Origin of the sequence: Kutzneria viridogrisea DSM 43870, assembly GCF_000525635.1 — a bacterium.
Taxonomy (GTDB): domain Bacteria; phylum Actinomycetota; class Actinomycetes; order Mycobacteriales; family Pseudonocardiaceae; genus Kutzneria; species Kutzneria viridogrisea.
This window is the reverse complement of sequence record NZ_CP007155.1, coordinates 7,063,922-7,086,569: the sequence shown is the minus strand read 5'-3', so window position 1 is coordinate 7,086,569 and position 22,648 is coordinate 7,063,922. Positions and strand designations below refer to the sequence as shown.

Below are 22,648 nucleotides of genomic sequence, written 5' to 3'. Positions count from 1 at the left end.
ACCGTGGAGGCGTTGGCCAGGCTGGGCGACCAGCTGCTGTTCTCCCTGCGGGCGCTGATGCTCGCCCCGTACGCGATCCGCCGGTACTTCAAGGAGGTCATCCGGCTGCTGGCCGAGGTGGGCTTCGGCTCGGGAGCGCTCGCGGTGATCGGCGGCACGGTGGGCGTGATGGTCGGCATGACCGTGTTCACCGGCATCGTCGTTGGCCTGCAAGGCTATTCGGCGCTGAACCAGATCGGTGTCGCGGCCTTCGCCGGGTTCATGTCCGCCTACTTCAACACCCGGGAGATCGCCCCGTTGGTGGCTGGCCTGGCCCTGTCGGCGACCGTCGGCTCCGGCTTCACCGCGCAGCTGGGCGCGATGCGCATCGCCGAGGAGGTGGACGCGCTGGAGGTCATCGCGGTGCGCAGCCTGCCCTACCTGGTGAGCACGCGGGTCGTGGCCGGGTTCCTCGCCGTGGTCCCGCTCTACGCCATCGGGCTGCTCTGCTCGTACGTGGCCTCGCGCGAGATCACCGTGGTCTTCTACGGGCAGTCGGCCGGGACCTACGACCACTACTTCGGCCTGTTCCTGCCACCGATCGACGTGCTGTTCTCCTTCGGCAAGGTGCTGGTCTTCAGCGTGGTGGTCATGCTGGTGCACTGCTACTTCGGCTACCGCGCCAGCGGCGGGCCCGCGGGCGTGGGCATCGCGGTGGGCCGTGCGGTGCGCACCACGATCGTCTCGGTCAGCCTGCTGGACTTCTTCCTCAGCCTGGCGATCTGGGGCGCCTCGACCACGGTGAAGGTGGCCGGGTGAACGCGCCGAAGCTCGTCCAGCAGCTGGTGGGACTGGTCTACCTGCTGGTCATCGCGCTGGCCGTGTGGTTCGCGGTCGCGGTGTACCGCAAGGACCTCGTGCCGGTGGCCATGGTCACCCTGCGGACCGACCACGTGGGCAACCAGTTGCACACCGACGCCGAGGTCAAGGTCAGGGGAGTGGTCGTCGGCGAGGTGCGCGCCGTGCGCACCGAGGGCAACGGGGCCGTGGTCGACCTGGCGCTGCGGCCGGACATGATCGGTGACATCCCGCGCAACGTGGCGGCCCGGCTGCTGCCCAAGACCCTGTTCGGCGAGCGCTACGTCAACCTGGTGCCCCCGTCCAACGCCGATCCGCGCAGGCTCGCCGCGGGCGACGTGATCGGCCAGGACCGCAGCAGCGCGGCCGTCGAGGTGGAGAAGGTGCTCGGCGACCTCGTGCCGATGTTGCAGGCGGTGCAGCCGCAGAAGCTGGCCAGCATCCTGAGCACCATGGCGCAGGTCCTGTCGGGTCGCGGGCAGGACCTGGGCCAGACGCTGAAGTGGCTCAGCGCGGACCTGGCGCAGTTCAACCCGAAGCTGGCCGAGTTCGACACCGACATGGAGCAGCTGGCCAAGCTGACCGACAACTACGACCAGATCGCGCCGCAGATCCTGCAGACCCTGTCGGACCTCACCACCACCAGCCGCACCGTGGTGGACCAGCGCGACCAGCTCACCCAGCTCTACGCCAACCTGACCAGCAGTTCCCAGGACCTGGCCGACTTCTTCGCCAAGAATGGCGGCAACATCATTCGCTTGTCCCAGACCAGCCTGCCCACCCTGCAGACCCTGGCCCGCTACTCCCCGGAGTACCCCTGCCTGCTGCGCTCGCTGACCGCCATCGAACCGCTGATGGACAAGGTGCTCGGCAAGGACACCGGCCAGCCGGGCCTGCACGTGTCGGTGCAGGTGGTGCAGCCGCAGGGCAAGTACGTGCCCGGCCGCGACACACCGTCCTATCGGGACAGTGGCGGACCCGCCTGCTACCCGAGCCCGGGGGGCAACGGGTTCGGGCTGGCCAACTCGGTGCAGGAGAACGACTTCCTGCGCCAGCTGGTGGCACCGGCCGTGGGCGAGCAGCCCAGTGACCTGCCGGGCTGGAGCAGTGTGCTGCTCGGCTCGCTCTACCGCGGGACGGAGGTGACGGTGCGGTGAAGGGCCTCACCGGGCCGCTGCTCAAGGGAATCGCGTTCATCGCGGTGACCGGGCTGGCCACGACCGTGTTGGCGCTGACCATCGCCAACGTGGACAACTCCGACACCGCGGGCTATTCCGCGCGGTTCAGCAGCGTGATCGCGCTGGCGGTCGGGGACGACGTGCGCATCGCCGGGGTGCGGGTGGGCCAGGTGGAGCAGATCGGCATCGTGGACCACCGGGTGGCGCAGGTGAGGTTCACCGTGGACAAGGCCTACCAGCTGCCCGCCTCGGTCACCGCGGCGATCAAGTACCGCAACCTGGTCGGCCAGCGCTACATCGCGCTGGACCAGGGCACCGGCCAGCCGGGGGCCGTGCTGGCCCCGGGCGGGGAGATCCCGTTGAACCGCACCACCCCCGCGCTGAACCTGACCGCGTTGCTCAACGGGTTCCGGCCGCTGCTGCGCGCGCTGGATCCCAAGGACGTCAACCAGTTGGCCAACGAGATCGTGCAGGTGTTGCAGGGCGAGGGCGGCACGGTGGACAGCCTGCTCGCGCACACCGCCTCGCTGACCGCCACGCTCGCCCAGCGCGACCAGGTCATCGGTCAGGTGGTGGACAACCTGAACTCGGTGCTGGACAAGGTGAACTCGCACGGGGACGACCTGGGCACCCTGGTCACCGCGACCCAGCAGCTGGTCACCGGCCTGGCCCGGGACCACGACCCGATCGGCAACGCGGTGAGCGGGCTGTCCGCGCTGACCACCAGCACCGCGGGCCTGTTGCAGGCTGGCCGCCAGCCGCTCAAGGAGGACGTGGCCCGGCTCGGCGACCTGGCCACCAACCTGGCGAACAGCTCCCAGGTGGTGGACCAGTTCCTGAACAGGCTGCCGTCCAAACTGGACGCGATCGGCCGGATCGCCTCGTACGGCTCGTGGCTGAACTTCTACCTGTGCTCGGCCACGGTGAACGCGCCGACCCCGCCGGGCGGATCGCCCCCCGGCCTGCCGGTGACCGCCTCGAGGTGCAAGTGATGAAGAGCTTCCTGGAGCGCAATCCGGTCACCATCGGTGTGGTCGGCGTGTTGACCTGCGCCGCCGTCGCCGGGATCGCCTTCTCCGCCAACGACCTGCCGTTCATCGGCGGCGGCACCACCTACACCGCCTACTTCAGCGAGGCGGCCGGGCTCAAGCCCTCCGACGAGGTCTCGGTGGCCGGGGTCAAGGTCGGCAAGGTGGACACCGTGGCCCTGGTCGGCAACCGGGTGCGCGTGACCTTCCAGGTCCGCGACGCCTGGGTCGGGGACAACACCACGGCCTCGATCGAGATCAAGACCCTGCTCGGCCAGAAGTACCTGGAGCTGGACCCGCAGGGCAGCGCGGCCCAGGACCCCGGCAAGGCCATCGCCCGCACCATCGCGCCCTACGACGTGCTCGACGCGCTCAACGGGCTGGCCACCAGCGTCGGCCAGATCGACACCGGGCAGCTGGCCAAGAGCTTCCAGGTCATCACCGACACGTTCCGCAACGCGCCCTCCCAGATCAAGTCCACTTTGGACGGCCTGGCCACGCTGTCCAGGACGATCTCCTCGCGGGACCAGCAGCTGGCCCAGTTGCTCAGCAACACCAAGAAGATCAGTCAGACGGTGGCCGACCGCAACGACCAGTTCGCCTCGCTGATCAAGGACGGCTCGGCCCTACTGACCGAGGTGCAGAAACGACGCGAGGCGATCAGCGCCCTGCTGTCGGGCAGCCGCCAGCTGGGCGTGCAACTGGCCGGGCTGGTCGCCGACAACAGCGCGCAGCTCGGCCCCACCCTGACCCAACTGGACAAGGTCACCGACGTGCTGCAACGCAACCAGGACAACCTGGACAAGGGCCTGAAGCTGATCGGTCCGTACTACCGGCTGCTGGACAACGCACTGGGCAACGGCCGGTGGATCGACACCTACATCTGCGGACTGGTGACCGCCGACTCCAGCCGCAACTGCACGGGAGGTGGCCGCTGATGGGCAAGCGACTCGCCGCGCTGGCCGCCGTGCTGCTCGTCGCGGTCAGCGGGAGCCTCTGGTGGATCTTCAGCGGCCCGGGGGCCACCGCGCTGACGGCCTTCTTCGACGAGGCGGTGGGCGTGTTCCCCGGTTCGGACGTGCGGGTGCTCGGCGTGAAGGTCGGCACCGTGGACACGGTCCGCCCGGTGGGCAAACAGGTGCAGGTCACCATGACGCTGGACCCCGACATCGCCGTGCCCGCCGAGGCGCGCGCGGTGGTGCTGGCGCCGAGCCTGGTGGCCGACCGGTACGTGCAACTGGCCCCGGCCTACACCAGCGGGCCCAAGCTGCCCTCGGGGTCGACGATCACCATGGACCGCACGGCGACCCCGGTGGAGCTGGACCAGCTCTACTCCAGCCTGAACCAGCTCGCCACCGCACTCGGCCCGAACGGGGCCAACTCCGGCGGCGCGCTGTCCGGGCTGATCGACACCGGCTCCGCGCTGCTGAAGGGCAACGGGCAGCAGCTCAACGACACGATCAAGCAGCTCGGTGACGCCACGCGCACCCTGTCCGGCTCCAAGGACGACCTGTTCGGCACGGTGGACAACATCCAGAAGTTCACGACCATGTTGGCGCAGAACGACAACCAGGTACACGAGGTCACGCAGAAGCTGTCCTCGGTGGCCGGGTTCCTGGCCCAGGACAAGGACGACCTGGGGGCCGCGCTGAACAGTCTCGCCGACGCGCTGGCCAAGGTGCGCCAGTTCATCCAGGACAACCGGAGCCGGATCACCTCGAACGTCAACAAGCTGGCGGACATCAGCAAGGTGCTCGCCAAGCAGCGGGACTCCCTGGCCGAGGCGCTGGACGTGGCCCCGCTGGCGTTGCAGAACGTGCTCAACGCGTACGACCCGAAGACCGGCACGCTCAACGGGCGCGGCAACCTCAACGAGTTCCGCACCGGGAACGGTCCCGTGCTGCCGTTCGGAGCGGGCCGGTGAACCGCCGCGTGCTGCTCGCGCTGGCCGCGATCGCCGTGCTGGCAACGGGGTGCGGCGCGGGCGAGTTCTCCGGGGCGTACCGGATCCCGCTGCCGGGCGGCGCCGACATCGGCGACCACCCCTACCACGTCACGGCGAGGTTCAAGGATGTGCTGGACCTGGTGCCGCAGGCCGGGGTCAAGGTCAACGACGTGCCGGTGGGCCGGGTGGAGAAGGTCTCCGTGGCGCCCGGCGGCTGGAGCGCCGAGGTGAGCATGGTGGTCAACGGCACGGTGCGCCTGCCCGCCGACGCCACCGCCAACCTGCGACAGTCCAGCCTGCTCGGCGAGAAGTACGTGGAACTGGTGGCCCCGCCGGGAAGCACCTCGCAGAAGCAACTCGCCGACGGGGCGGTGATCCCGCTGGAGCGCACCAACCGCAACCCGCAGATCGAGGAGGTGCTGGGCGCGCTGTCGATGGTGCTCAACGGCGGGGGCATCGGCCAGTTGCAGACGATCACCCGCGAGCTGAACAAGGCGCTGTCGGGCAACGAGGGCGAGGTGCGCGACCTGCTGTCCAGGATCGACACGCTCGTGTCCGATCTGGACAAGCACAAGGGCGACATCGTCAAGGCGCTGGACGGCATGAACAAGCTGGCGGCCACGCTCAACGGCCGCGGCGAGCAGATCACCGGGGTGCTCAAGGACCTCACGCCCGGGGTGCAGGTGCTCAGCCAGCAGCGCGAGGCGCTGACCGGCATGCTCACCGCGCTGGGCAGGCTGTCCAGCGTGGCGGTGGACACCGTGAACAGGAGCAAGGACGATCTGGTGGCCGACCTCAGGGCGCTGGCGCCGACCCTGCAACAGCTCTCCGCCGCGGGCGACGCGCTGCCCAACGCGTTGCAGGTGCTGGTGACCTACCCGTTCACCGACGCCGTGCTGGACGGTATCAAGGGTGACTACCTCAACGTGTACCTGAAGATGGACGCCGGACCGGGCGTGAACACCGCGGCGCAGAGCGGGATCGCGCTGCCGCTGGGAGGTGGCAACTGATGCTGACGCGCAGGGTTCGCTTGCAGGTCATCGGTTTCCTCCTGCTCGGGCTGGCCGCGGTCGCCTACGTGGCGGCCAATTACGTGGGCCTGGACCGGCTGATCGGGGCCAGCGGCTACACCGTCACCGTGCAGCTGTCGGACTCCGGCGGCATCTTCAGCAACGCCGAGGTCGACTACCGCGGTGTGCCGGTGGGCCGGGTGGGCGCGCTGCGCCTGACCGACAAGGGCGTCAACGTGGAGCTGCACATCGACAAGTCGGCGGAGTCGATCCCGGCCGACGTCGAGGCGGTGGTGGCCAACCGGTCCGCGGTCGGCGAGCAGTACGTGGACCTTCGGCCGCGCACCGCGAGCGGTCCGCTGCTGGGCCAGGGCTCGGTGATCCTCCAGGCGAACACGAAGATCCCGCTGCCGGTGGAGTCCCTGCTGTCCAATTTGGACAAGATGGTGTCCTCGGTGCCGACGGACTCGCTGCACACGCTGATCGACGAGTTCGACACCGCCACCCGGGGTGCCGCACCGGACTTCCAGGTGCTGCTGGACACCACGCACAAGTTCACCGAGACGGCGAACCAGCACGTGTCGCAGGCGACCCAGCTGGTCACCGACGCGACCACCGTGCTGCGCACGCAGAACGAGGAGGCCGCCGCGCTGACCTCGTTCGGGGACAACGCGAAGCTGGTGGCCAAGCAACTCGCCGACTCCGACACCGACCTGCGCAAGCTGATCGCCGCGACCCCCGAGCTGGCGGCCCAGGTGGGCCAGTTGGTCAAGGACACCAATCCCAGCCTGGGGGTGCTGATCGCCAACCTGCTGACGACCTCCACCGTGGCCTACACCCGGCAGCCCGCGCTCCAGCAGTTGCTGGTGTCCGCGCCGAAGGCGGTGGCCGTGGGTTCCTCGGTGATCACGCCGGACGGGGCCAAGTTCGGCCTGTCACTGACCTTCTTCGACCCGCCGCCCTGCACCGCGGGCTACGGCGGCACAACCCGTCGCGACGGCTTCGACACCGGACCGGTCGTCCCGCTGAACACCGGGGCCCGGTGCGCCTTGGGGCCGGGTGACGCCACCGGGGTGCGGGGCGCCCAGAACGCACCGCGCTGAATCGAGGAGTGGACATGGAGCAATCGCGCACCAGAAGGGCCGTGCCGGTGGTGCTGGCGGTGGCCGCGCTGGCCTTCGCGGGCTGGGCGGGCTGGTCCTGGTGGTCGGCTGCGCACGACGAGTCCCGGCAGTTCGCGGTGGACCGCTCGGCGGTGGTCGACGCGGCGCAGCAGGACCTCGTGCGGATGAACACCCTGGACTACCGCAAGGTGGACGAGGGCATGAAGTCCTGGCTGGACGTGTCCACCGGCACCCTGCACGAGCAGTTGGCGAAGACCACCGATGACGGCAAGAAGCAGTTGGCGCAGGCCAAGACCGTCACCTCGGCGAAGTTGCTGGACTCCGCGGTGACCGCGTTGGACCAGCGCGCGGGCACCGCCCGGCTGATCGCCTCCGTGGAGGTGGAGGTGACCCCCGAGACCGGGGACAAGGTCACCAAGCGCAACCGGTTCCAGGCCGAACTGACCCGCACCGACCAGGGCTGGAAGCTCAGCGCACTGGCCGCCGTGCCCGCAGGCGGGGTGTGATCGCATGACCGCAGTACAGGAAGAGCTCGTCACCGAGGACGAGGTGCCCGTCGCGAAGCGCCCGTCGCGGCGCTGGCCGTTGATCGGCCTGATCGTGCTCTGCCTCGGGCTCGGCGGCTGGTTCCGTTGGCAGGCAACGACTCTGTGGGACGACCCCGCGGCGCAGAACCAGGCGCTGGTCGACCCCTCGGGCACCAGCCAGGTGGCGAGCGAGATCGGCGACGCGCTGGGCAAGGTCTTCTCCTACCGCTACGACAACACCGCGCAGACCGAGCAGGCGGCCAAGCAGGTGCTCGCCGGGGACGCGCTGGGGCAGTACGACAAGCTGTTCGCGGAGGTCCGCAAGCAGGCGCCCGCGCAGAAGCTCGTGCTGACCACCAAGGCGGTGCTGACCGGAGTGTCGCTGTTGGACGGTGACCGCGCGCAGTTGCTGGTGTTCCTCGACCAGTCGGCCACCCGCGGGGACAACAACCAGTCCGCGGTGGCCCCGGCCCAGCTGACCGTGACGGCGCAGCGCCAGGACGGGCACTGGCGGATCACCGGCCTGCAACCCCGGTGAGGCGGCTGCTGTTCGCGGTGGCCTGCCTGGCCCTGGCGGGCTGCTCGCCGCTCGGGCCCCAGGCCCACCGGTACACCGCCACCGGGCACGTGCACCTGCAACGGGCCGGTGTGGACCTCGACCTGGGCACGAGCACCGCGGCGGTCACCCTGGAGCCGGCGACCGGCCTGTTCACCGCCGACCCGCCGAAGGGCACTGCGTCCTTCAGCGCAGTCGGTGTGTCCAGCGACCTGGGTTTCGCCGGTACCGAACCGATTCAGGGGCGATTCGCCGACGGGCGGGTGAACCTGAGCGTGACGGCCACCGTGAAGTTGTCCGACATCCGCGCAGCGGGGTTCACCCTCGCATCACCACCCGGCTGTGCCGCGCGGCAGCCGGTGCGGGTGGACCTGAGTTCGCCGCCCGGGTTCGACCCGGATCGGGGCGGCGAACTCAGCGGGACCTTCGCCCTGCCCGAGTTCGAGGGCTGCGAGTTGGTCACGGTGCTCGTGAACGCCGCGGTCCCCGGACCTGGCAACACGCTGTCACTGTCCCTGGTACCGATTCAGTGACCAGTACCCGGAACGGGCTATGCGATCCGAAGCTACTAGTGGGTAATGTGGTGGGTGATGGATGCAACGGAGCAGGTGGCGGCCCATCGGGTCGGCCTCGTCGACGTGGTGCGCGCCCTGCCGGGCCTCGCGGTGGACGCGCCCAAGATGGTGCACGGCGCGCTGGGTCTGCTGACCCTGCGGCCGAGCGCGCGGGAGTCCGTCGGGCACGTGTTCCAGCGCCTGGCCAACCGCCACCCGGACCGCCCCTTCCTGCGGTTCGGCAGCCGCGAGCTCAGCTACGGCCAGGCCAACGCCCAGGTCAACCGGTACGCCGCGGTGCTTGCCGGGCGCGGGGTCGGCCAGGGCTCCGTGGTGGGCCTGCTCGCCACGAACCGGCCGGAGACCCTGCTCGTCGCGCTCGCCGTGGTCAAGCTCGGCGCCACCGCGGGCATGCTCAACCACAACCAGCGCGGCGAGGTGCTCGACCACAGCCAGCGGCTGCTGGACAGCAAGGTCCTCGTGGTCGGCGCCGAGTGCGCCGAGGCACTGGACTCACTGTCCGATGTGGACATTGTGGGCGAAGTGCTCGGACTGTCCGGTTTGGACGGTTCGCTGCCCGGCCACCCCGACCTGGACGCCGAGGCCGCCGACGCGCCGGTGACCGACCCGCCCCAGTGCGCCGAGGTCCGCGCCAGCACCAAGGCGTTCTACATCTTCACCTCCGGCACCACAGGCCTGCCCAAGGCCAGCACCATGTCACACTTCCGCTGGCTCAAGGGCATGACCGGGCTGGGCAGGCTGGGCGTGCGGCTCAACGGGCAGGACACCCTGTACTGCTGTCTGCCGCTCTACCACAACAACGCGCTGACCGTCTCGCTGTCCTCGGTGCTGGCCGCCGGGGCCTGCATGGCGCTGGGCCGCTCGTTCTCCGCCTCACGGTTCTGGGACGACGTGGTCGGCATGCGCGCCACCGCGTTCTGCTACATCGGCGAGCTGTGCCGGTACCTGCTCAACCAGCCCGTGCGCCCCGCCGAGCGTCAGCACCAGGTGCGCGTGGTCGTCGGCAACGGGCTGCGCCCCGAGATCTGGACCGAGTTCACCGAGCGGTTCGCCATCCCGCGCGTCGCCGAGTTCTACGGCGCCAGCGAGTGCAATCTCGCCTTCGTCAACGCGCTCAACCTCGACCGCACCGCGGGGATCTGCCCGCTGCCCTTCGCCGTGGTCCGCTACGACCCGAGCACCGGGCGGGCCGCCCGCGACGAGCGGGGCAGGGCCAGCAAGGTGCGCGCGGGCGAGGTGGGCCTGCTGCTCACGAAGATCACCTCGCGGGCGCCGTTCGACGGCTACACCGATCCGCAGGCCACCGAACGCAAGCTCGTGCGCGACGCGTTCCGCTCCGGGGACTGCTGGTTCGACACCGGGGACCTCGTGCGCGACCAGGGCTGGTCGCACGTGTCCTTTGTGGACCGTCTCGGCGACACGTTCCGCTGGAAGGGCGAGAACGTCGCCACCACCGAGGTCGAGGCCGCGCTCGCCGAGTTCGAGGGCGTGGAACAGGCCGTGGTGTACGGGGTGGCCGTACCCGCCAGCGACGGTCGCGCGGGCATGGCCACGATCAAGCTCCGCGCGGGCTCCACTCTCGACGGGGTCGCGCTCGCCGCCCACCTGGTCGGCAAGCTGCCGCACTACGCCGTGCCGCTGTTCCTGCGCGTGGTCGACGCCGTGGAGCAGACCTCCACCTTCAAGAGCCGCAAGGTCAACCTGCGCGAGGAGGGCTACGACCCCGACCGCGTCAGCGACCCGCTCTACGTGCTCGCCGGTCGTGCGGACGGCTACGTGGAGGCCTACCCCGGCTACGCCGAGGACGTGTCCGCCGGCCGGATCCGGGTGTGAGTGTGCCATGAAAGTGCCGTTCGTGGCGTTCAACGCCACGAACGGCACTTTCATGGCGTGTCCTATTCGGCCAGTTTCTGGGCCAGTTCGGTCACGTCGAGGCGGGCGGGGCTGGTCGTGGCGAGGAAGTCGAGCAGTACGGAGGCGAAGCGCTCGGGTTCCGCGCAGTGCGGGAAGTGGCCGGACTCCTCGAACACCTCCAGCCTGCTGCCGGGCATCTCGCGGGCGGCGCGCCTGCCGTGCTCCACGGGGATCATCGGGTCCTGCTCGCCCCAGACGAGCAGGGTGGGCGCGGCATCGGCGAGGTAGAGCCGGTCCCGGCCGCTGACCCGCTGGCCGTGCACGTCGATCACGCCGCGCGCGGTGTCCACGAACGCCTCGCGGCGCACGGCCTGCTCCAGTGAGGCGAAGTGCGCACCGAACTCGGTCAGCTCCGGGGACAGCGGGCCGCCGCCGAACCGCTCGACGAGTTGCCCGATGCGCCGACCGCCCTCGATCACCGCCCGGCTGGCCAGCAACGGCAGCACGAGCTTGGCCCCGGGCAGGGTGGCGGCACGCAGCAGCGGGCTCACCGTGCGGCCGAGCCCGCCGCTGGACACCAGCACGAGCCGTCCGCAGTGCTGCGGGAACTGGTACGCGAACTGCATGGCGATGCCGCCGCCCAGTGAGTGGCCGATCACCGTGGCGTGCCAGAGTTCCAGCAGCACCAACAGATCGCGCACGTCGCTGGCGTAGGCGCCCATGGAGTAGTCCCCGTGCGGCTGGGCCAGCTCCCCGTGCCCGAGCAGGTCGGGGGCGAGCACGCGGCCGGGGTACTCCAAGCGCTCCAACTCCGCCAGCAGCGGGTCCCAGGTGCGCGCGCTGCCCGCGATGCCGTGCAACAGCAGCAGCACGTCCTCGGCCGGTTCATTCTGTTTCGCCGGTGTGTATTCGGTGTATCGAACTCGATGGGTGTGGAGTAACACCTCGTGGGAGGAAACGCTCATGTTCCGCCGTTCGTGGTGTGGCCTGGAACTCACACGATAGCGTCGGAATGTGCTTTTTTGTCGGTCGGAACGGAATTAGTCAGAACCTGCGCACCTCGCACAGCAGCCAGCTGGAAACTTGTGTAGTGCTGATATTGACCGGGTGAGTCAACGGTTCCTAGTCTCGGCGAGGTGTTGGAACCCCTGGCAGGCCGTCAGGATCGTGGCGATCCGCTGACCGACTACCTGGAGCGCTGGGCCGCGGAGAAACCGGACCGGCCCGCGCTGACCTTCTCCGGCGCCGAGTTGGATTCGGTGACCTGGGCGGAGCTGGCCGTGTGGGTGCGAGAAACCGCCGCGCACCTGGCCCGAACTGTCGCGTCCGGGCAGCGCGTCGCGATTGTCTGCCCGCAGGGCCTGGACTACGTGGTGGCATTCCTGGCCACGGTCCGCGCCGGGCTGGTCGCGGTGCCGCTCTACGCCCCCGACCAGGTGGACGAGCCGGGGCGGCTGGGGCTGGTGCTGGCGGACTGCCGCGCCGACTGCGTGCTGACCACCAGCGGGGCGCTGCCGGGGCTGTTCACCTTCCTGGCGGACTTCCCGCAGGCCAGCCCGCAGGCGGTGATCGCGGTGGACCTGTTGCGTGGGCAGTCGCAGACCAGCATGCCGCCCGAACGCAGCAGACGCGACGACATCGCCTGCCTGCGCTACGCCTTCGACTCCGCCCGCAACCCCGCCGGGGTCGTGCTGACCGTGGCCAACCTGGTGGCCAACGCCAGGCAGCTGCTGGCCGCCGTTCGACACCGGGCCCGGCACACCGTGGGCATGCTGCCGCTCTACGACGAGTCCGCGCTGCTGCTCAACATCGTGGTACCGATGGTCGGCGGCCTGCACGGGGTGCTGATCGACCCGGAGCTGGCCGGATGGCAGCCCGCGCGCTGGCTGGAGGCGCTGGCGGAGTACCCGCGCGCGATCACCGCGGCCCCGCCGACCGTGCTGGCCAGCTGCGTGCGGCACGCCGCCGACATGGACCAGCACGCGCTGCGCCTGGACCGGGTGACGGCGCTGTTCATGTTGGGGCAGAACAGACTTGGCGAGATCGTGCCGACCGTGGAGCAGGTGCTGGGCCGGTGGGGGCTGCGCCAGGGTGCCTGCCTGGCCTGGTACGGGGTGGCCGAGGCCACGGCGTTCGTGGCGATCGGCTCGACCGCGCCGGGCGGCACCGTGGTCGGTTTCGACCGGGACCTGCTCGCCGAGGGCATCGCCGTGCAGAGCACCTCGCGGCTGGGGCGCAACGTGGACCTCGTCGGCTACGAACTGGCCCGCGGGCTGCGCGCGGTGGTGGTCGACCCGGCCAGCCACCGCAGGCTGGCCGACAACCAGGTGGGCGAGGTGTGGCTGGCCGGGCCGAGCGTGGCACGCGGCTACTGGTCGGACGCGGACCGGACCATCGACCGGTTCCCGGCCTTCACCCAGGGCGAGGACGTGCTCAGCATCGTGGAGGGCCCGTGGCTGCGCACCGGGGACCTCGGTGTGCTGCGCGAAGGCAGGCTGCACGTGGTCGGCGCGATGAACGATCTGGTCGACCTGCGCGGGCAGAGCCACTTCCTCAGTGACGTGGAGGCCACGGTCGCCGACGGACTGCCCGCCGTGCGGCCGGAGGCCGTCACCGCGTTCCCGATCCCGGCGGTGAACGTGCGCGGGCTGATCGTCGTGGTGGAGTCCGTCGCCGAGCCCGATCCCGTGGTGCAGGCGGTGCGCGCGGCCCTGGCCTGCGAGCACGGGATCGGCCCGCGCGAGGTCGTCGTGGTGCCGCCGTGGACGTTACCGCGCACCGCTCGCGGCGCCGTGGACCGGAGCGCGTGCAGCCGCCGCTACATGTTGGGCGAGTGGTAGCAGCAGCACGAGCAGGTACAGGTTGGCGTACACCAGGTCCAGCCCGTGCCACGGCGGCAGGCCGATCACGCCCAGCGCCGGTACGTCCATGCGGTGCCCGGTGAGGAAGTGCACCGGCCAGGCGAACAGCACGAGCACGAAGGCGGCGGCCAGCCACTTCGATCGCCGGTGCACCAGGATCGCCAGCGGTACGAACCAGATCCAGTGGTGGCTCCAGGAGATCGGCGAGACGGCCGCCCCGGTCAGCCCGCACACCGTGATCGCCAGCAGGCGCTCACCCCGCTGGTGCGCCAGCGCGGCACCGAGCAGTCCCAGTGCGGCAACGGGTACGGCGATCGCCAGCCAGAGCGCGGTCGGCGGGTTCGCCACCCCGAGCAGGCGGGCCAGGGTGCCGTTGATCGACTGGTTCATGGCCGAGGCCACCTCGCCGACCCGGTCGGTGCGCAGGAACGTGCCCGACCAGTAGCCAATCGTGTCGGCAGGGGCGAACGTGAGTCCGATGAGGACGGTCACGGCGGTGGTGGCCAACGCGATCCCGGCGGCGCGGAACTGGCGGGTCACCAGCAGGTAGGCCACGAAGATCAGCGGGGTGAGCTTGATGCCAGCCGCGATGCCCACGCCGATGCCGCGCCACCGGCCTGGCCGGTCCGGACCCAGGTCCCACAACAGGATAACCAGCAGCAACAGGTTGATCTGTCCCAGGTAGACGGTCCAGGACACGGGTTCGAGCCAGAACAGCACGGCGGAGGCGGCCAGCACCTGCGCGGGTTTCGCGGTGCGCAGGCAGAGGCGCACGGCGAGGTAGAGCAGCACGAGGTTGGCCAGGAATACCAGTGCCTGCCACAACTGGGCCGGTCCCAGCGCGAGTGGCGCGAACAGGATCGCGGCGAAGGGCGGGTAGGTGAAGGAGAACATGCCGCCCGCGATCTTGCCCTCGTAGAGGGGCTGCCCGGCCAGCAGCGCCTGTGCACCGGCCCGGTAGACCGACAGGTCGATGAAGTCGCTCATCACCAGGTAGCCGGTGACCTGGTAGTGCACCACCGCCACGATCGCCGCCAGCAGCAGCGACCCGGCGACCACCAATCCCACGCGCATGCCGCTCACCCGCAGTCGTAGAGTCGTTCGGGGGGACCGGGCGGCGCCGGGTAGTCCACGGGCTTGCAGTGCGCCGTCACCCACTGCTCGCGTTCCTGTGCCACCGGACCGCCCATCATGCCGTGGAAGCCGCCCACCATGACGTAGCGCAGCCGACCAGTGTCCACAAGGGACGCCAGCTCGGCCGTGGACGGGAACGGGGCCGCACCGGTGAAACCGCCCATGGGCAGCACCGACTCGCCCACCGCCAGGTAGGGCGATGCCGTGTTCGCCGTGGGCACCGCCAGCAGGTACTGTTCCGAGCCGTGGTGCGAGCGCACGTAGTCCAGCAGCGGCTGGTTGGGCGTGAGCATGTGCATGTCACCGAGCCCGGGCGGCATCTTGGCGTCCGCGGGCAAGCCGTGCATGGTGGCCATGCCCGCCGCGGGCAGCGCAACCGTTTGCCCCACAACGGGGTTGATGCCGTCCAGGCCGGTGATCGGCTTCGCGGAGGCCGTCACCGCGAGGCCACCGGGGATCGCCAGCACGACCACCGTGGCCACGACCGCCCAGCGTGGGCTCGGCAACCGGGACAGGCCCGCACCGGCCAGCGCCGCCACCGCGGGCGCCAACGCCGCCGTGTAGTACGGGTGAATGCCGCTGGCCAGGCAGAAAGCCGCCGCGTGCAGGACGAGCCAGCTGCCCCACAGCACCCAGCCGGGCCGTTCCGCGCGACCGCCGCGCACCAGGCCGTACGCCAAGGCGATCAAGGCCACCGGCAGCAGCCAGCCCACCTCGGGTCCGAACACGCGGCCGAGTCCTGGCGGACCGTCGAAGTCCATCAGCATGCTGGCGAGCTGCCCGCTGGGCGCGTCCCCGTGCAGCAGGCGCCCGAACCCGTTGTAGACGAACACCATCTCCCAGACGGAGTTGTGGGTGCTGCCGTCCACGTATGGCCGGGCACTCGCCGGGGTCAGTGCCACGAGCAGGACCCACGTGCCGCTGACCGCGAGAGTGACCACAGTGGACACTGCCGTGCGGCCGAGCCTGGCGAGCAGGGTGCCGTGCCCGCTGAGCAGGAAGGCGCCGAACAGGCCAGGCAGCACGAGGAATGCTTGCGCCATCTTGACCTGGAACGCCAGGCCGACCCAGACCCCGGCCAGCAGCAGTGGCCGCCACCGCCCGTCCGTGACGGCCCTGGTGGCCGCGTTCGCGGCGCAGACCAGCAGCAGCACCAGCACGGTGTCGGGGATGTTCACCCGTGCCAGCACAACGGAGATCGGTGTCAGCGTGAACGCCACCGCCGCGATGAGACCGGCCCGGGTCCCGGCCCAGCGACGGACCGCGTCGTAGAGCACTGGCACGGTTCCCGCCAGGGCAAGCGCTTGCGGCAGCAGCACCACCCACGGGTGGAATCCCAGCACCCGCACGAACAACGCCTGCACCCACAGTGCGCCGGGGATCTTGTCCACGGTGATCGATCCGGCGGGATCGTAGGCGCCGTAAAGGAAATCGTGCCAGCTCGTGCTCATCGAGCGCACGGCGACCGTGTAGTAGTAGTGCGGGTCGACCTCGCCGACCGCCCAGAAGGCCAGCGCGAACGCGACCGCGGCGAGCCCAGCCACGAACCAGGCGCGGCTGCGTCCGGTCATCAGGCCACTGCCGGGTTGGCGAACTGCGGGTCGCCCAGCACGTGCACCCGGCGCAGGTGGCGCGGTGCCCGATGGGTGAAGGTCTCCCGGCCGTGCAGCAGCGCGTGGTTGTCGGTGATCACCACGTCCCCGGCCCGCCAGTCGTGGGCGTAGAAGTAGCGCGGGTCGTACAGCGCCTTGCGCAGTTCTTCCTTGAGGACCACCACGTCCTCGGTACCGGCGAACTCGTGCAGCGGCCGGTTGAGGAAGGACTCGTCGTCCTCGATGGGCGGCTCGTTGTAGCGCAGGGTCGGCTCGCCGGTCCTCGGGTGCGGCACCACCAGCGGGGACACGGCCTTGCCCCCGTAGTGCACCACGTTCTGGATCCGGTACGTCACAACGACCTCCCGCCACGCGGCGAGCAGGTCCGGGTCCAGCTCGCGCAGCAGCTTCGTGGTGTCGCAGAAGGTGGTGCGGCCACCGTGCCCGGCTCCCGGCTCGCTGACGCACTGGAACACCTGGAACTCCGGGATGAACGGCTTGTACATGCCGTCCCAGTGCATGGGCACGTAGCTGTGGTCGAAGATGTGGTCGGTGGGGGAGTCGGCCTCGACCAGCTCCAGCACCGCGCCGAACGGCCACATCATGATCTGGCCGAGCCCCTCGCACCACTGGCTGAACTGCTCGGCGCTGCCCGGTGCCGGGAGGTCCTCCAGCACGAGCAGGTGGTGCTCGCGGGCCAGGTCGCGCAGCTGGTCGTGGCGGAGTCCGGCGGCGGAGGCCCGCACGCCGAACGGTTCCAGGTAGATCATCGGCCTTCTCTCTCAGGAGCAGGAGTTGGACAGCACGAAGTGGCTGGGGCGCCCGCCGTCGTGTACCAGTACGGCGCCCAGCCGCTCGGCCTCGATCCGCTTCATCAGGCGGAAATGCCCGCCGCCCTGCACGGCCACCGAGTGCCACGGGGTCAGCCAGCTGTCGGCTCCGCCGCCGAGCAGGATGCCGAGCTTGGCCGAGCCGCAGGGCTGCGGGTGGATGGACAGCCGCACGGAGTCCGGGAAGCGCTCGCCGACCAGGCGACCCCATGCCCGGCTGCGCGCGACCACCCCGTAGGCGCGGTCACGGCTCTTGCGCTGTAGCGCCGAACGGGTGCCCTGGTAGCCCGGGCCCAGCCGGTCCTCCACCAGGAAGCGCACGATGCCCAGGTACATCGCCCGGGTGTCGGAGTTCGTGCGGATCTCCTCGCGCAGCTGCGCCACGCTCTCGCCGTGGTGCTCGTCCAGCCTGCGCCGCAGCTCCACCGGGTCCAGCCCGGCCGCCGCGTCGTCGAGGGTGAACAGCCGCAGCGCCGCCGGGGCCTCGCGGGCCACCAGCCGGGCCATTGCACTCTGGTACCCGCTCACATGGGCATCTGGTACACCGATCAGGTCGGCGAAGACTCGTCCATCCGCGCAGATGGTGATGCGTGCCCCGGGCGCGTAGACGGTTGAGATCTGCTCGCACAGGTCGTTCAGGAATCGCACCGCGATTTCCTCGGCCTTGTCCGGAAGTGGGCCGAGAACCTTGTTCAGATTGGGCGACTTCGCCGGGAAGGCGGGGAGTGCGAGTTCCACCGGAAGGCCCTTGCGCACGAAGCGCACTACCTGGTTCAGGTGCGGGTTCATGCAGGTGGGGCAGTGCTGTGAGGTGCAGTCGGTGCCGTGGCGCGCGCGGCGCCGGTGCTGGAGAAGAATGGACAGTATTCGTCTGGCTGTGAATTCTTCCTGCGTGGTCACGGCGTGTCCAAGGTGGGCTCGGGAACCGAATGTCACTCGGAAGTATGAAACGGGCACAATGCGCTGTCTAATAAGACAAGGTCATCAGGACTGCTGATGGAACCTCAGGTGGTTTCGGCCCAAACGATCCGCTTGTAGACTCCGGCCGCATGGAGGTCGAGGTGCGTCAGCTGCGGATGATCTGCGAGATCGCCAAGGCCGGGAGCATGACCAGAGCGGCGTCCGCGCTCGGTCTCACCCAGCCCGCGCTGACCTACCAGCTGCAACGGGTGGAGCGCATGTTCGGCGGCGCGCTGTTCGTGCGCGACCGGCGTGGCTCCCGGCCCACCGCGCTGGGCGAGCTGGTGCTCAACCACGCGAAGACCCTCCTGCCCTCACTGGACAAGCTCATCACCGAGGCCCAGTCGCGCACCGAGGATCGCTCACCGGTGCCGCAGGTGGTGCGGATGGCCGCGCAGCCGACCCCGCTCGCGGCCCCCGTCGCGCAGCGCCTTGGCGAGCTGATGCCCGAGACCCAGGTCGTGCTGCGCCAGCAGCGCTGCGGCTGGGACGCGCTGGAACTGCTGGCCGCCGGCACCCTGGAGGCCGCCCTGCTGCTGGAGCACCCCGGGCTCGCGCTGCCCCGGCCCGCCGGGGTCCTGGTGCACGAGGTGGTCACCGAACCGCTGTTCATCGCGATGGCCACCAGCAACCCGCTGGCCTGGCGCGGTGAGGTGCGCCTGGCCGAGCTGGCCGGGCAGTCCTGGATCCTGCCCGACGACCTGGAGGTGCGGTGCTCGGAGTACCTGCACGGGATCTGCCAGTCGGTCGGGTTCACGCCCACCATCGGGTACCGGCTCGGCGGCTCCACCGCCCGTGACGTGCTGCGGCGCGGGCTGGCCGTGATGCTCGCGCAGGCCACCGCCGACTGCGGGGAGGGCATCGCCGTGCTGCCGATCACCGACGTGCACACCGAACTGCGCCACCTGCTCGCCCTCGCGGCGGACAGCCCGGTGGCCGCGCACGGTGCCGACCTGCTCGCCGCCGCCAGCAGCGGCTACTGGGACGAGGCGGCCAAGGCCCGGGTCTACCAGCGCTGGCTGACCCGCCGCATGGCGGTGTAGCTGCCATGAAAGTGCCGTTCCTGGCGTCAGGTGCCAGGAACGGCACTTTCATGGCACCTCAGGCGGGGGAGAAGCCCGCCCAGGACTGCACGGCGAAGCCGGTACCGGCGCGTCGGACCTCGGCGGCCCCGGTGCCGGGGAAGTGCGCGGGCAGCACGAGTGCGGTGTTGTCGGCGGCCCACCCGAGCACCCGGCGGCGCGTGTCGGCGGCCTGGGCCGGGGCCTCGTCGAAGCTCGGGCCGCAGTCCGGCACGGCGAGCTGCACCGGGCTGTGCAGCATGTCGCCGACGAACACGGCCTGGTCGGTGCCGGAGCGCAGGGTGAGCACCGCGGACCCGGGGGTGTGGCCGGGCGCGGGCGTGAGGCGCAGCGCGCCGTCAATCTCGTACTGCTCCTCCCACAGCACGGTCTGCCCGGCGCGGTGCACGGGCGCCACACTGTCCTCGAACACGTTCTGCATGCGCCGACCGGACCGCGTGGTGCGCGCGTTGTCGGGGTTCCAGTAGTCGAAGTCAGCGCGCGAGAACACGTACCGGGCGTTGGGGAAGGTGGGCACCCACTCGCGGTCGACCAGCCGGGTGTTCCAGCCGACGTGGTCGCCGTGCACGTGGGTGCAGACGACCACGTCCACGTCCTCGGGCCGCACCCCGGCGCGGGCCAGGTTGCCCAGGTAGTCGGTGTCCAGGTGCGCGAACAGGGGCATGTACGGGCGTTCCTTGTTGTTGCCGATGCCGGTGTCGACCAGGATCGTGCGGCCCCCGCTGCGCAGCACCCAGGTCTGCATGCTGAACAGCACCTGGTCGGTGTCGGGCTGCCAGAAGTCGGGGACCAGCAGGTCGCGGTTGTCCTGCCAGTGCTGGGCGCTGTCCGGGAACACGGACTCACGGGGCATGGCCGCGGTGCGCTGTTCGAAGACCCGGGTGATCTCGACCTCGCCCAGGAGCATGCTGTCGGTCATGCGGACCAGCCTGCGCCCGCCGCGGTCCTGGCGGTATCGGACGGCCGACTGCACCTGGGGCTAGAGTCGACTGGTGGACCTGATCGGCCGGGACGGCGAGCGCGCGGCCGTGCTGGGGTTGACCAGCGGTGTACTGCTGCTGACCGGCGAGCCGGGCGCGGGCAAGAGCAGCCTGCTCGACCTGGCCGCCGGGGACACGAGCCGCCGCGTGCTGCGCGTCACCGGCACACAGGACGAGGCCGACCTGCCCTACGCGGGCCTGCACCAGCTGCTGCACCCGGTGCTGGCCGAGACCGCCGCCCTGCCACGGCGCCAGCGCGAGGCCCTGCACGGGGCGTTCGGCCTGACCGACCACCGGCCGGACCGCCTGCTGATCGGCATCGCGGTGCTCGCCCTGCTGTCCGAGCTGGGCCCGCTGCTGGTGGTCGCCGACGACGTGCAGTGGCTGGACCAGGGCACCCGCGCGGTGCTGGCCTTCGTGGGCCGCCGCGTGGAGGACGAGCCACTGGCCCTGTTGCTGGCCGCCCGCGCGGAGACCGGGTTCGCCGAGTTCCCGACCCTGCCGCTGGGGCCGCTCGACGAGCTGGCCGCCAACGAGCTGCTGGACCGCCAGCCGAACCCGCCCGTGGGCAGGCAGCGGCTGCGCGTGCTGGCGCTGGCCGCGGGCAACCCGCTCGCCCTGGTCGAGCTGGCCCGCGTGGACTCCGCCGAGGACCTGCTGCCCCTGCCCGAGCGGCTGGAGCGGATCTTCGCCGCGGACCTGGCCGCGCTGCCCGCGCACACCAGGCACGCCCTGCTGCTGGCCGCCACCGACACCGCCGACCTGGTGGCCACCCGGTACGCCGCCGAGCTGGCCCCCGCCGAGCGGGCCGGGCTGCTGCACGCGGTCGGCGGGCGGTTGCGCTTCCGGCACCCGCTGATCCGTTCGGCCGTGCACCACGCGGCACCACTGGACACCCGGCGGCGCGCCCACCTGGAGCTCGCGGAGTTGCTCGCCGCCGAACCCGATCGCCGCGCCTGGCATCTCGCCTCGGCCGCGGTCAGCCCCGACGAACCCGTGGCACAGGCCCTGGAGGACACCGCTTCCCGTGCCCGCCAACGGGGTGGGCACGCCGCCGCGGCCACGGCACTGGAACGGGCCGCCGAGCTCAGCCCCGATCCGCACGAGCGGGCGAGGCGGTTCGTGCTCGCCGCCGGGGACGCGGTGGCCACCGGCCAGGCCCCGTGGGTCGAGGCGCTGGCCACGCGGGTGGGCACGCTCACCGGGGACCCGACCCTGTTGGCGCTGGCCGATCTCCGGCTCGGCCAGGTGCTGACCGTCACCTCACGGCACGAGTCGGCGGTGGACGTGCTGCTGCGCGCCGCCGCGTGCCCCGAGGTGGCGGAGCAAGCGCTTGCTTCCGCAGCGGTCGCCTGCTTCTACTCCGGTGACGAACCGCGCCGCAGACGGGTGCACGAGCTGGCCGCGGGCGGCGACCCGTGGACCCGCGCCCTCACCGATCCGTTGGCGCACCGCGAGGAGCTGACCTCGGTGCTGCCGGAACTGGTCGAGCGGGCCGCGGGCGATCCCCAGCGGCTCACCGCGGTCGGGGCCATGGCGTGGATGGTGGACGAGACCGCGCTGGCCGTGCGGATCTTCGACGACGCACTGCACCGCTGGCGCGCCCGCGGTGAACTGCCCACCGTGCTGGACTGCTCCGCGGGCTGGGCGTACCTCGACCACGGGGACTGGGCCCAGGCCAGGCTCGCCGCGAGCAATGCGGCAGGCCTGGCCGCCAACGCCAAGCTCGGACACCTCAGTGCCGCACTGCAATCCCTGCAAGCGGGCGCGCTCGCGCTGCAGGGTGAGGTGGACCAGGCCCGGCGCCTCGCCCAGCACGTCCTGGCCACGATCCAGCCCGGGCGCAGCCGTGCCGTCGCGACCCGTGCCCGCTGGGCGCTGGGCATGGCCGCCGTCGCCAGCGGGGACCACGAAGCCGCCTGGGAGCAGTTCCGCGCGGTGTTCACCGCCGCGGGCGATCCCGTGCACTACCACATGTCGCCACCGGCCATCGCCGAGTTGGCCGCTGCCGCGGTGCGCACCGGCCACCAGGACGAGGCCGCCGAGGTCCTCGCCCGCACGCAGAAGCGGTTCGCCGGCGCCACCTCACCCCGCATGCACGCGCTGATCCGCCGCGCCCGCGCCCTTCTGCACAACGAGGAACCGGACTTCCTTGCGGCACTGGGAGATCCGGCCACCACCCAGTGGCCGTTCGAACGTGCCCAGGTGCTGCTCGACCACGCCGAGTGGCTGCGCCGCCAGCGCCGCATCCTGGACGCCCGCCCCCGCCTCGCCGAGGCCCTGGAGGTCTTCCAGCGCCTCGGCGCCCGCCCGTGGATCGCCCGCGCCCAGGCCGAACTGCGCGCCGCCGGTGTCGAGTCCCCGGCCGCTGCCGCGCACGCGGTGACCGAGCTGACCCCGCAGCAGCAACAGATCGTGCGCCTGGCCGCCAGCGGACTGTCCAACCGGGAGATCGGCGAGCGGCTGTTCCTCTCGCCCAGGACGGTCGGCTCCCACCTCTACCGGAGCTTTCCCAAACTCGGCGTCACCGCCCGGTCGCAGCTGCGCGACCTGGTGGTCTGAACCACCCCAAGCC

20 protein-coding genes are annotated in these 22,648 nt (G+C 70.8%); 14 read left to right on the top strand and 6 right to left on the bottom strand.

Annotated features, from left to right (window positions below; all coding sequences use genetic code 11):
- The first annotated feature begins 3 nt into the window (after positions 1-3).
- The 11 genes from KALB_RS31025 to KALB_RS30975 are packed head-to-tail and all read left to right on the top strand — an operon-like array spanning position 4 to position 10,613.
- Positions 4-798: an MlaE family ABC transporter permease gene (locus tag KALB_RS31025; protein WP_025359572.1), complete on the top strand. Its 795-nt coding sequence runs from the start codon at positions 4-6 to the stop codon at positions 796-798.
- The gene (locus KALB_RS31020; RefSeq protein ID WP_025359571.1) at positions 795-1,994 is read left to right on the top strand and encodes an MCE family protein; all 1,200 of its coding nucleotides are present in this window, start codon (positions 795-797) and stop codon (positions 1,992-1,994) included. Before KALB_RS31025 ends, KALB_RS31020 begins: the two co-directional genes overlap by 4 nt.
- Complete coding sequence (locus KALB_RS31015) at positions 1,991-3,007, top strand: MCE family protein (RefSeq protein ID WP_025359570.1); 1,017 nt, start codon at positions 1,991-1,993, stop codon at positions 3,005-3,007. The genes KALB_RS31020 and KALB_RS31015 overlap by 4 nt, the downstream gene beginning before the upstream one ends.
- Positions 3,007-3,981 carry an MCE family protein gene (locus KALB_RS31010; protein WP_025359569.1) on the top strand — a complete coding sequence of 325 codons (975 nt, stop codon included), beginning with the start codon at positions 3,007-3,009 and terminating at the stop codon, positions 3,979-3,981. Before KALB_RS31015 ends, KALB_RS31010 begins: the two co-directional genes overlap by 1 nt.
- Positions 3,981-4,967, top strand: a complete 987-nt coding sequence (locus KALB_RS31005; RefSeq protein ID WP_030110827.1) for an MCE family protein — start codon at positions 3,981-3,983, stop codon at positions 4,965-4,967. The genes KALB_RS31010 and KALB_RS31005 overlap by 1 nt, the downstream gene beginning before the upstream one ends.
- A complete protein-coding gene (locus KALB_RS31000) occupies positions 4,964-5,998 on the top strand; it encodes an MCE family protein (protein WP_025359567.1) in 1,035 nt (344 codons plus the stop codon). Before KALB_RS31005 ends, KALB_RS31000 begins: the two co-directional genes overlap by 4 nt.
- On the top strand, positions 5,998-7,101 hold the full coding sequence (locus KALB_RS30995) for an MCE family protein (protein WP_025359566.1): 1,104 nt from the start codon (positions 5,998-6,000) through the stop codon (positions 7,099-7,101). Before KALB_RS31000 ends, KALB_RS30995 begins: the two co-directional genes overlap by 1 nt.
- A gap of 14 nt (positions 7,102-7,115) precedes the next feature.
- Entirely contained in the window at positions 7,116-7,628 is a 513-nt protein-coding gene (locus KALB_RS30990) for an Rv1363c family protein (protein ID WP_025359565.1), read from the top strand.
- 4 nt (positions 7,629-7,632) lie between these two features.
- Complete coding sequence (locus KALB_RS30985) at positions 7,633-8,187, top strand: hypothetical protein (RefSeq protein ID WP_025359564.1); 555 nt, start codon at positions 7,633-7,635, stop codon at positions 8,185-8,187.
- Positions 8,184-8,738, top strand: coding sequence for a hypothetical protein (locus KALB_RS44440; protein WP_025359563.1), 555 nt, complete (start codon positions 8,184-8,186; stop codon positions 8,736-8,738). Before KALB_RS30985 ends, KALB_RS44440 begins: the two co-directional genes overlap by 4 nt.
- 57 nt (positions 8,739-8,795) lie before the next feature.
- Positions 8,796-10,613, top strand: coding sequence for a long-chain-acyl-CoA synthetase (locus tag KALB_RS30975; RefSeq protein WP_025359562.1), 1,818 nt, complete (start codon positions 8,796-8,798; stop codon positions 10,611-10,613).
- A 62-nt stretch (positions 10,614-10,675) separates the two neighbouring features.
- Here KALB_RS30975 and KALB_RS30970 read toward each other — a convergent pair whose 3' ends face one another.
- Positions 10,676-11,506, bottom strand: coding sequence for an alpha/beta fold hydrolase (locus KALB_RS30970; protein ID WP_236650060.1), 831 nt, complete (start codon positions 11,504-11,506; stop codon positions 10,676-10,678).
- Between the two features lie 264 nt (positions 11,507-11,770).
- Here KALB_RS30970 and KALB_RS30965 point away from each other — a divergent pair, with 264 nt between their 5' ends.
- Positions 11,771-13,474 carry an AMP-binding protein gene (locus KALB_RS30965; protein WP_025359560.1) on the top strand — a complete coding sequence of 568 codons (1,704 nt, stop codon included), beginning with the start codon at positions 11,771-11,773 and terminating at the stop codon, positions 13,472-13,474.
- Here the strand turns inward: KALB_RS30965 and KALB_RS30960 are convergent.
- The 4 genes from KALB_RS30960 to KALB_RS30945 are packed head-to-tail and all read right to left on the bottom strand — an operon-like array spanning position 13,403 to position 17,840.
- A complete protein-coding gene (locus tag KALB_RS30960; protein WP_148309722.1) occupies positions 13,403-14,569 on the bottom strand; it encodes a glycosyltransferase 87 family protein in 1,167 nt (388 codons plus the stop codon). The two genes, KALB_RS30965 and KALB_RS30960, sit on opposite strands and share 72 nt — an antisense overlap.
- Before the next feature lie 5 nt (positions 14,570-14,574).
- Entirely contained in the window at positions 14,575-16,200 is a 1,626-nt protein-coding gene (locus tag KALB_RS30955) for an ArnT family glycosyltransferase (RefSeq protein WP_025359558.1), read from the bottom strand.
- Positions 16,200-16,991 carry a TauD/TfdA dioxygenase family protein gene (locus tag KALB_RS30950; protein ID WP_025359557.1) on the bottom strand — a complete coding sequence of 264 codons (792 nt, stop codon included), beginning with the start codon at positions 16,989-16,991 and terminating at the stop codon, positions 16,200-16,202. Before KALB_RS30950 ends, KALB_RS30955 begins: the two co-directional genes overlap by 1 nt.
- Positions 16,992-17,003: 12 nt before the next feature.
- On the bottom strand, positions 17,004-17,840 hold the full coding sequence (locus KALB_RS30945) for an L-tyrosine/L-tryptophan isonitrile synthase family protein (protein WP_025359556.1): 837 nt from the start codon (positions 17,838-17,840) through the stop codon (positions 17,004-17,006).
- A 260-nt stretch (positions 17,841-18,100) separates the two neighbouring features.
- Here KALB_RS30945 and KALB_RS30940 point away from each other — a divergent pair, with 260 nt between their 5' ends.
- Positions 18,101-19,054: a LysR family transcriptional regulator gene (locus tag KALB_RS30940; protein ID WP_025359555.1), complete on the top strand. Its 954-nt coding sequence runs from the start codon at positions 18,101-18,103 to the stop codon at positions 19,052-19,054.
- Between the two features lie 58 nt (positions 19,055-19,112).
- Here the strand turns inward: KALB_RS30940 and KALB_RS30935 are convergent, their stop codons facing one another.
- Positions 19,113-20,012: an MBL fold metallo-hydrolase gene (locus KALB_RS30935; protein ID WP_035975959.1), complete on the bottom strand. Its 900-nt coding sequence runs from the start codon at positions 20,010-20,012 to the stop codon at positions 19,113-19,115.
- Positions 20,013-20,085: 73 nt separating this feature from the next.
- Here KALB_RS30935 and KALB_RS30930 point away from each other — a divergent pair, with 73 nt between their 5' ends.
- Positions 20,086-22,635 (top strand): AAA family ATPase, encoded by a 2,550-nt coding sequence (locus KALB_RS30930; protein ID WP_025359553.1) that lies wholly within the window; start codon positions 20,086-20,088, stop codon positions 22,633-22,635.
- Positions 22,636-22,648: the final 13 nt, after the last annotated feature.

Excerpts from the sequence above, each read along its gene's own strand:
- KALB_RS31010 (WP_025359569.1), top strand. The coding sequence starts at position 3,007 with ATGAAGAGCTTCCTGGAGCGCAATCCGGTCACCATCGGTGTGGTCGGC.
- KALB_RS31005 (WP_030110827.1), top strand. The coding sequence starts at position 3,981 with ATGGGCAAGCGACTCGCCGCGCTGGCCGCCGTGCTGCTCGTCGCGGTC.
- KALB_RS30995 (WP_025359566.1), top strand. The coding sequence starts at position 5,998 with ATGCTGACGCGCAGGGTTCGCTTGCAGGTCATCGGTTTCCTCCTGCTC.
- KALB_RS30990 (WP_025359565.1), top strand. The coding sequence starts at position 7,116 with ATGGAGCAATCGCGCACCAGAAGGGCCGTGCCGGTGGTGCTGGCGGTG.
- KALB_RS30985 (WP_025359564.1), top strand. The coding sequence starts at position 7,633 with ATGACCGCAGTACAGGAAGAGCTCGTCACCGAGGACGAGGTGCCCGTC.
- KALB_RS30975 (WP_025359562.1), top strand. The coding sequence starts at position 8,796 with ATGGATGCAACGGAGCAGGTGGCGGCCCATCGGGTCGGCCTCGTCGAC.
- KALB_RS30960 (WP_148309722.1), bottom strand. The coding sequence starts at position 14,569 with ATGCGCGTGGGATTGGTGGTCGCCGGGTCGCTGCTGCTGGCGGCGATC.
- KALB_RS30955 (WP_025359558.1), bottom strand. The coding sequence starts at position 16,200 with ATGACCGGACGCAGCCGCGCCTGGTTCGTGGCTGGGCTCGCCGCGGTC.
- KALB_RS30950 (WP_025359557.1), bottom strand. The coding sequence starts at position 16,991 with ATGATCTACCTGGAACCGTTCGGCGTGCGGGCCTCCGCCGCCGGACTC.
- KALB_RS30945 (WP_025359556.1), bottom strand. The coding sequence starts at position 17,840 with ATGAACCCGCACCTGAACCAGGTAGTGCGCTTCGTGCGCAAGGGCCTT.
- KALB_RS30940 (WP_025359555.1), top strand. The coding sequence starts at position 18,101 with ATGGAGGTCGAGGTGCGTCAGCTGCGGATGATCTGCGAGATCGCCAAG.
- KALB_RS30935 (WP_035975959.1), bottom strand. The coding sequence starts at position 20,012 with ATGACCGACAGCATGCTCCTGGGCGAGGTCGAGATCACCCGGGTCTTC.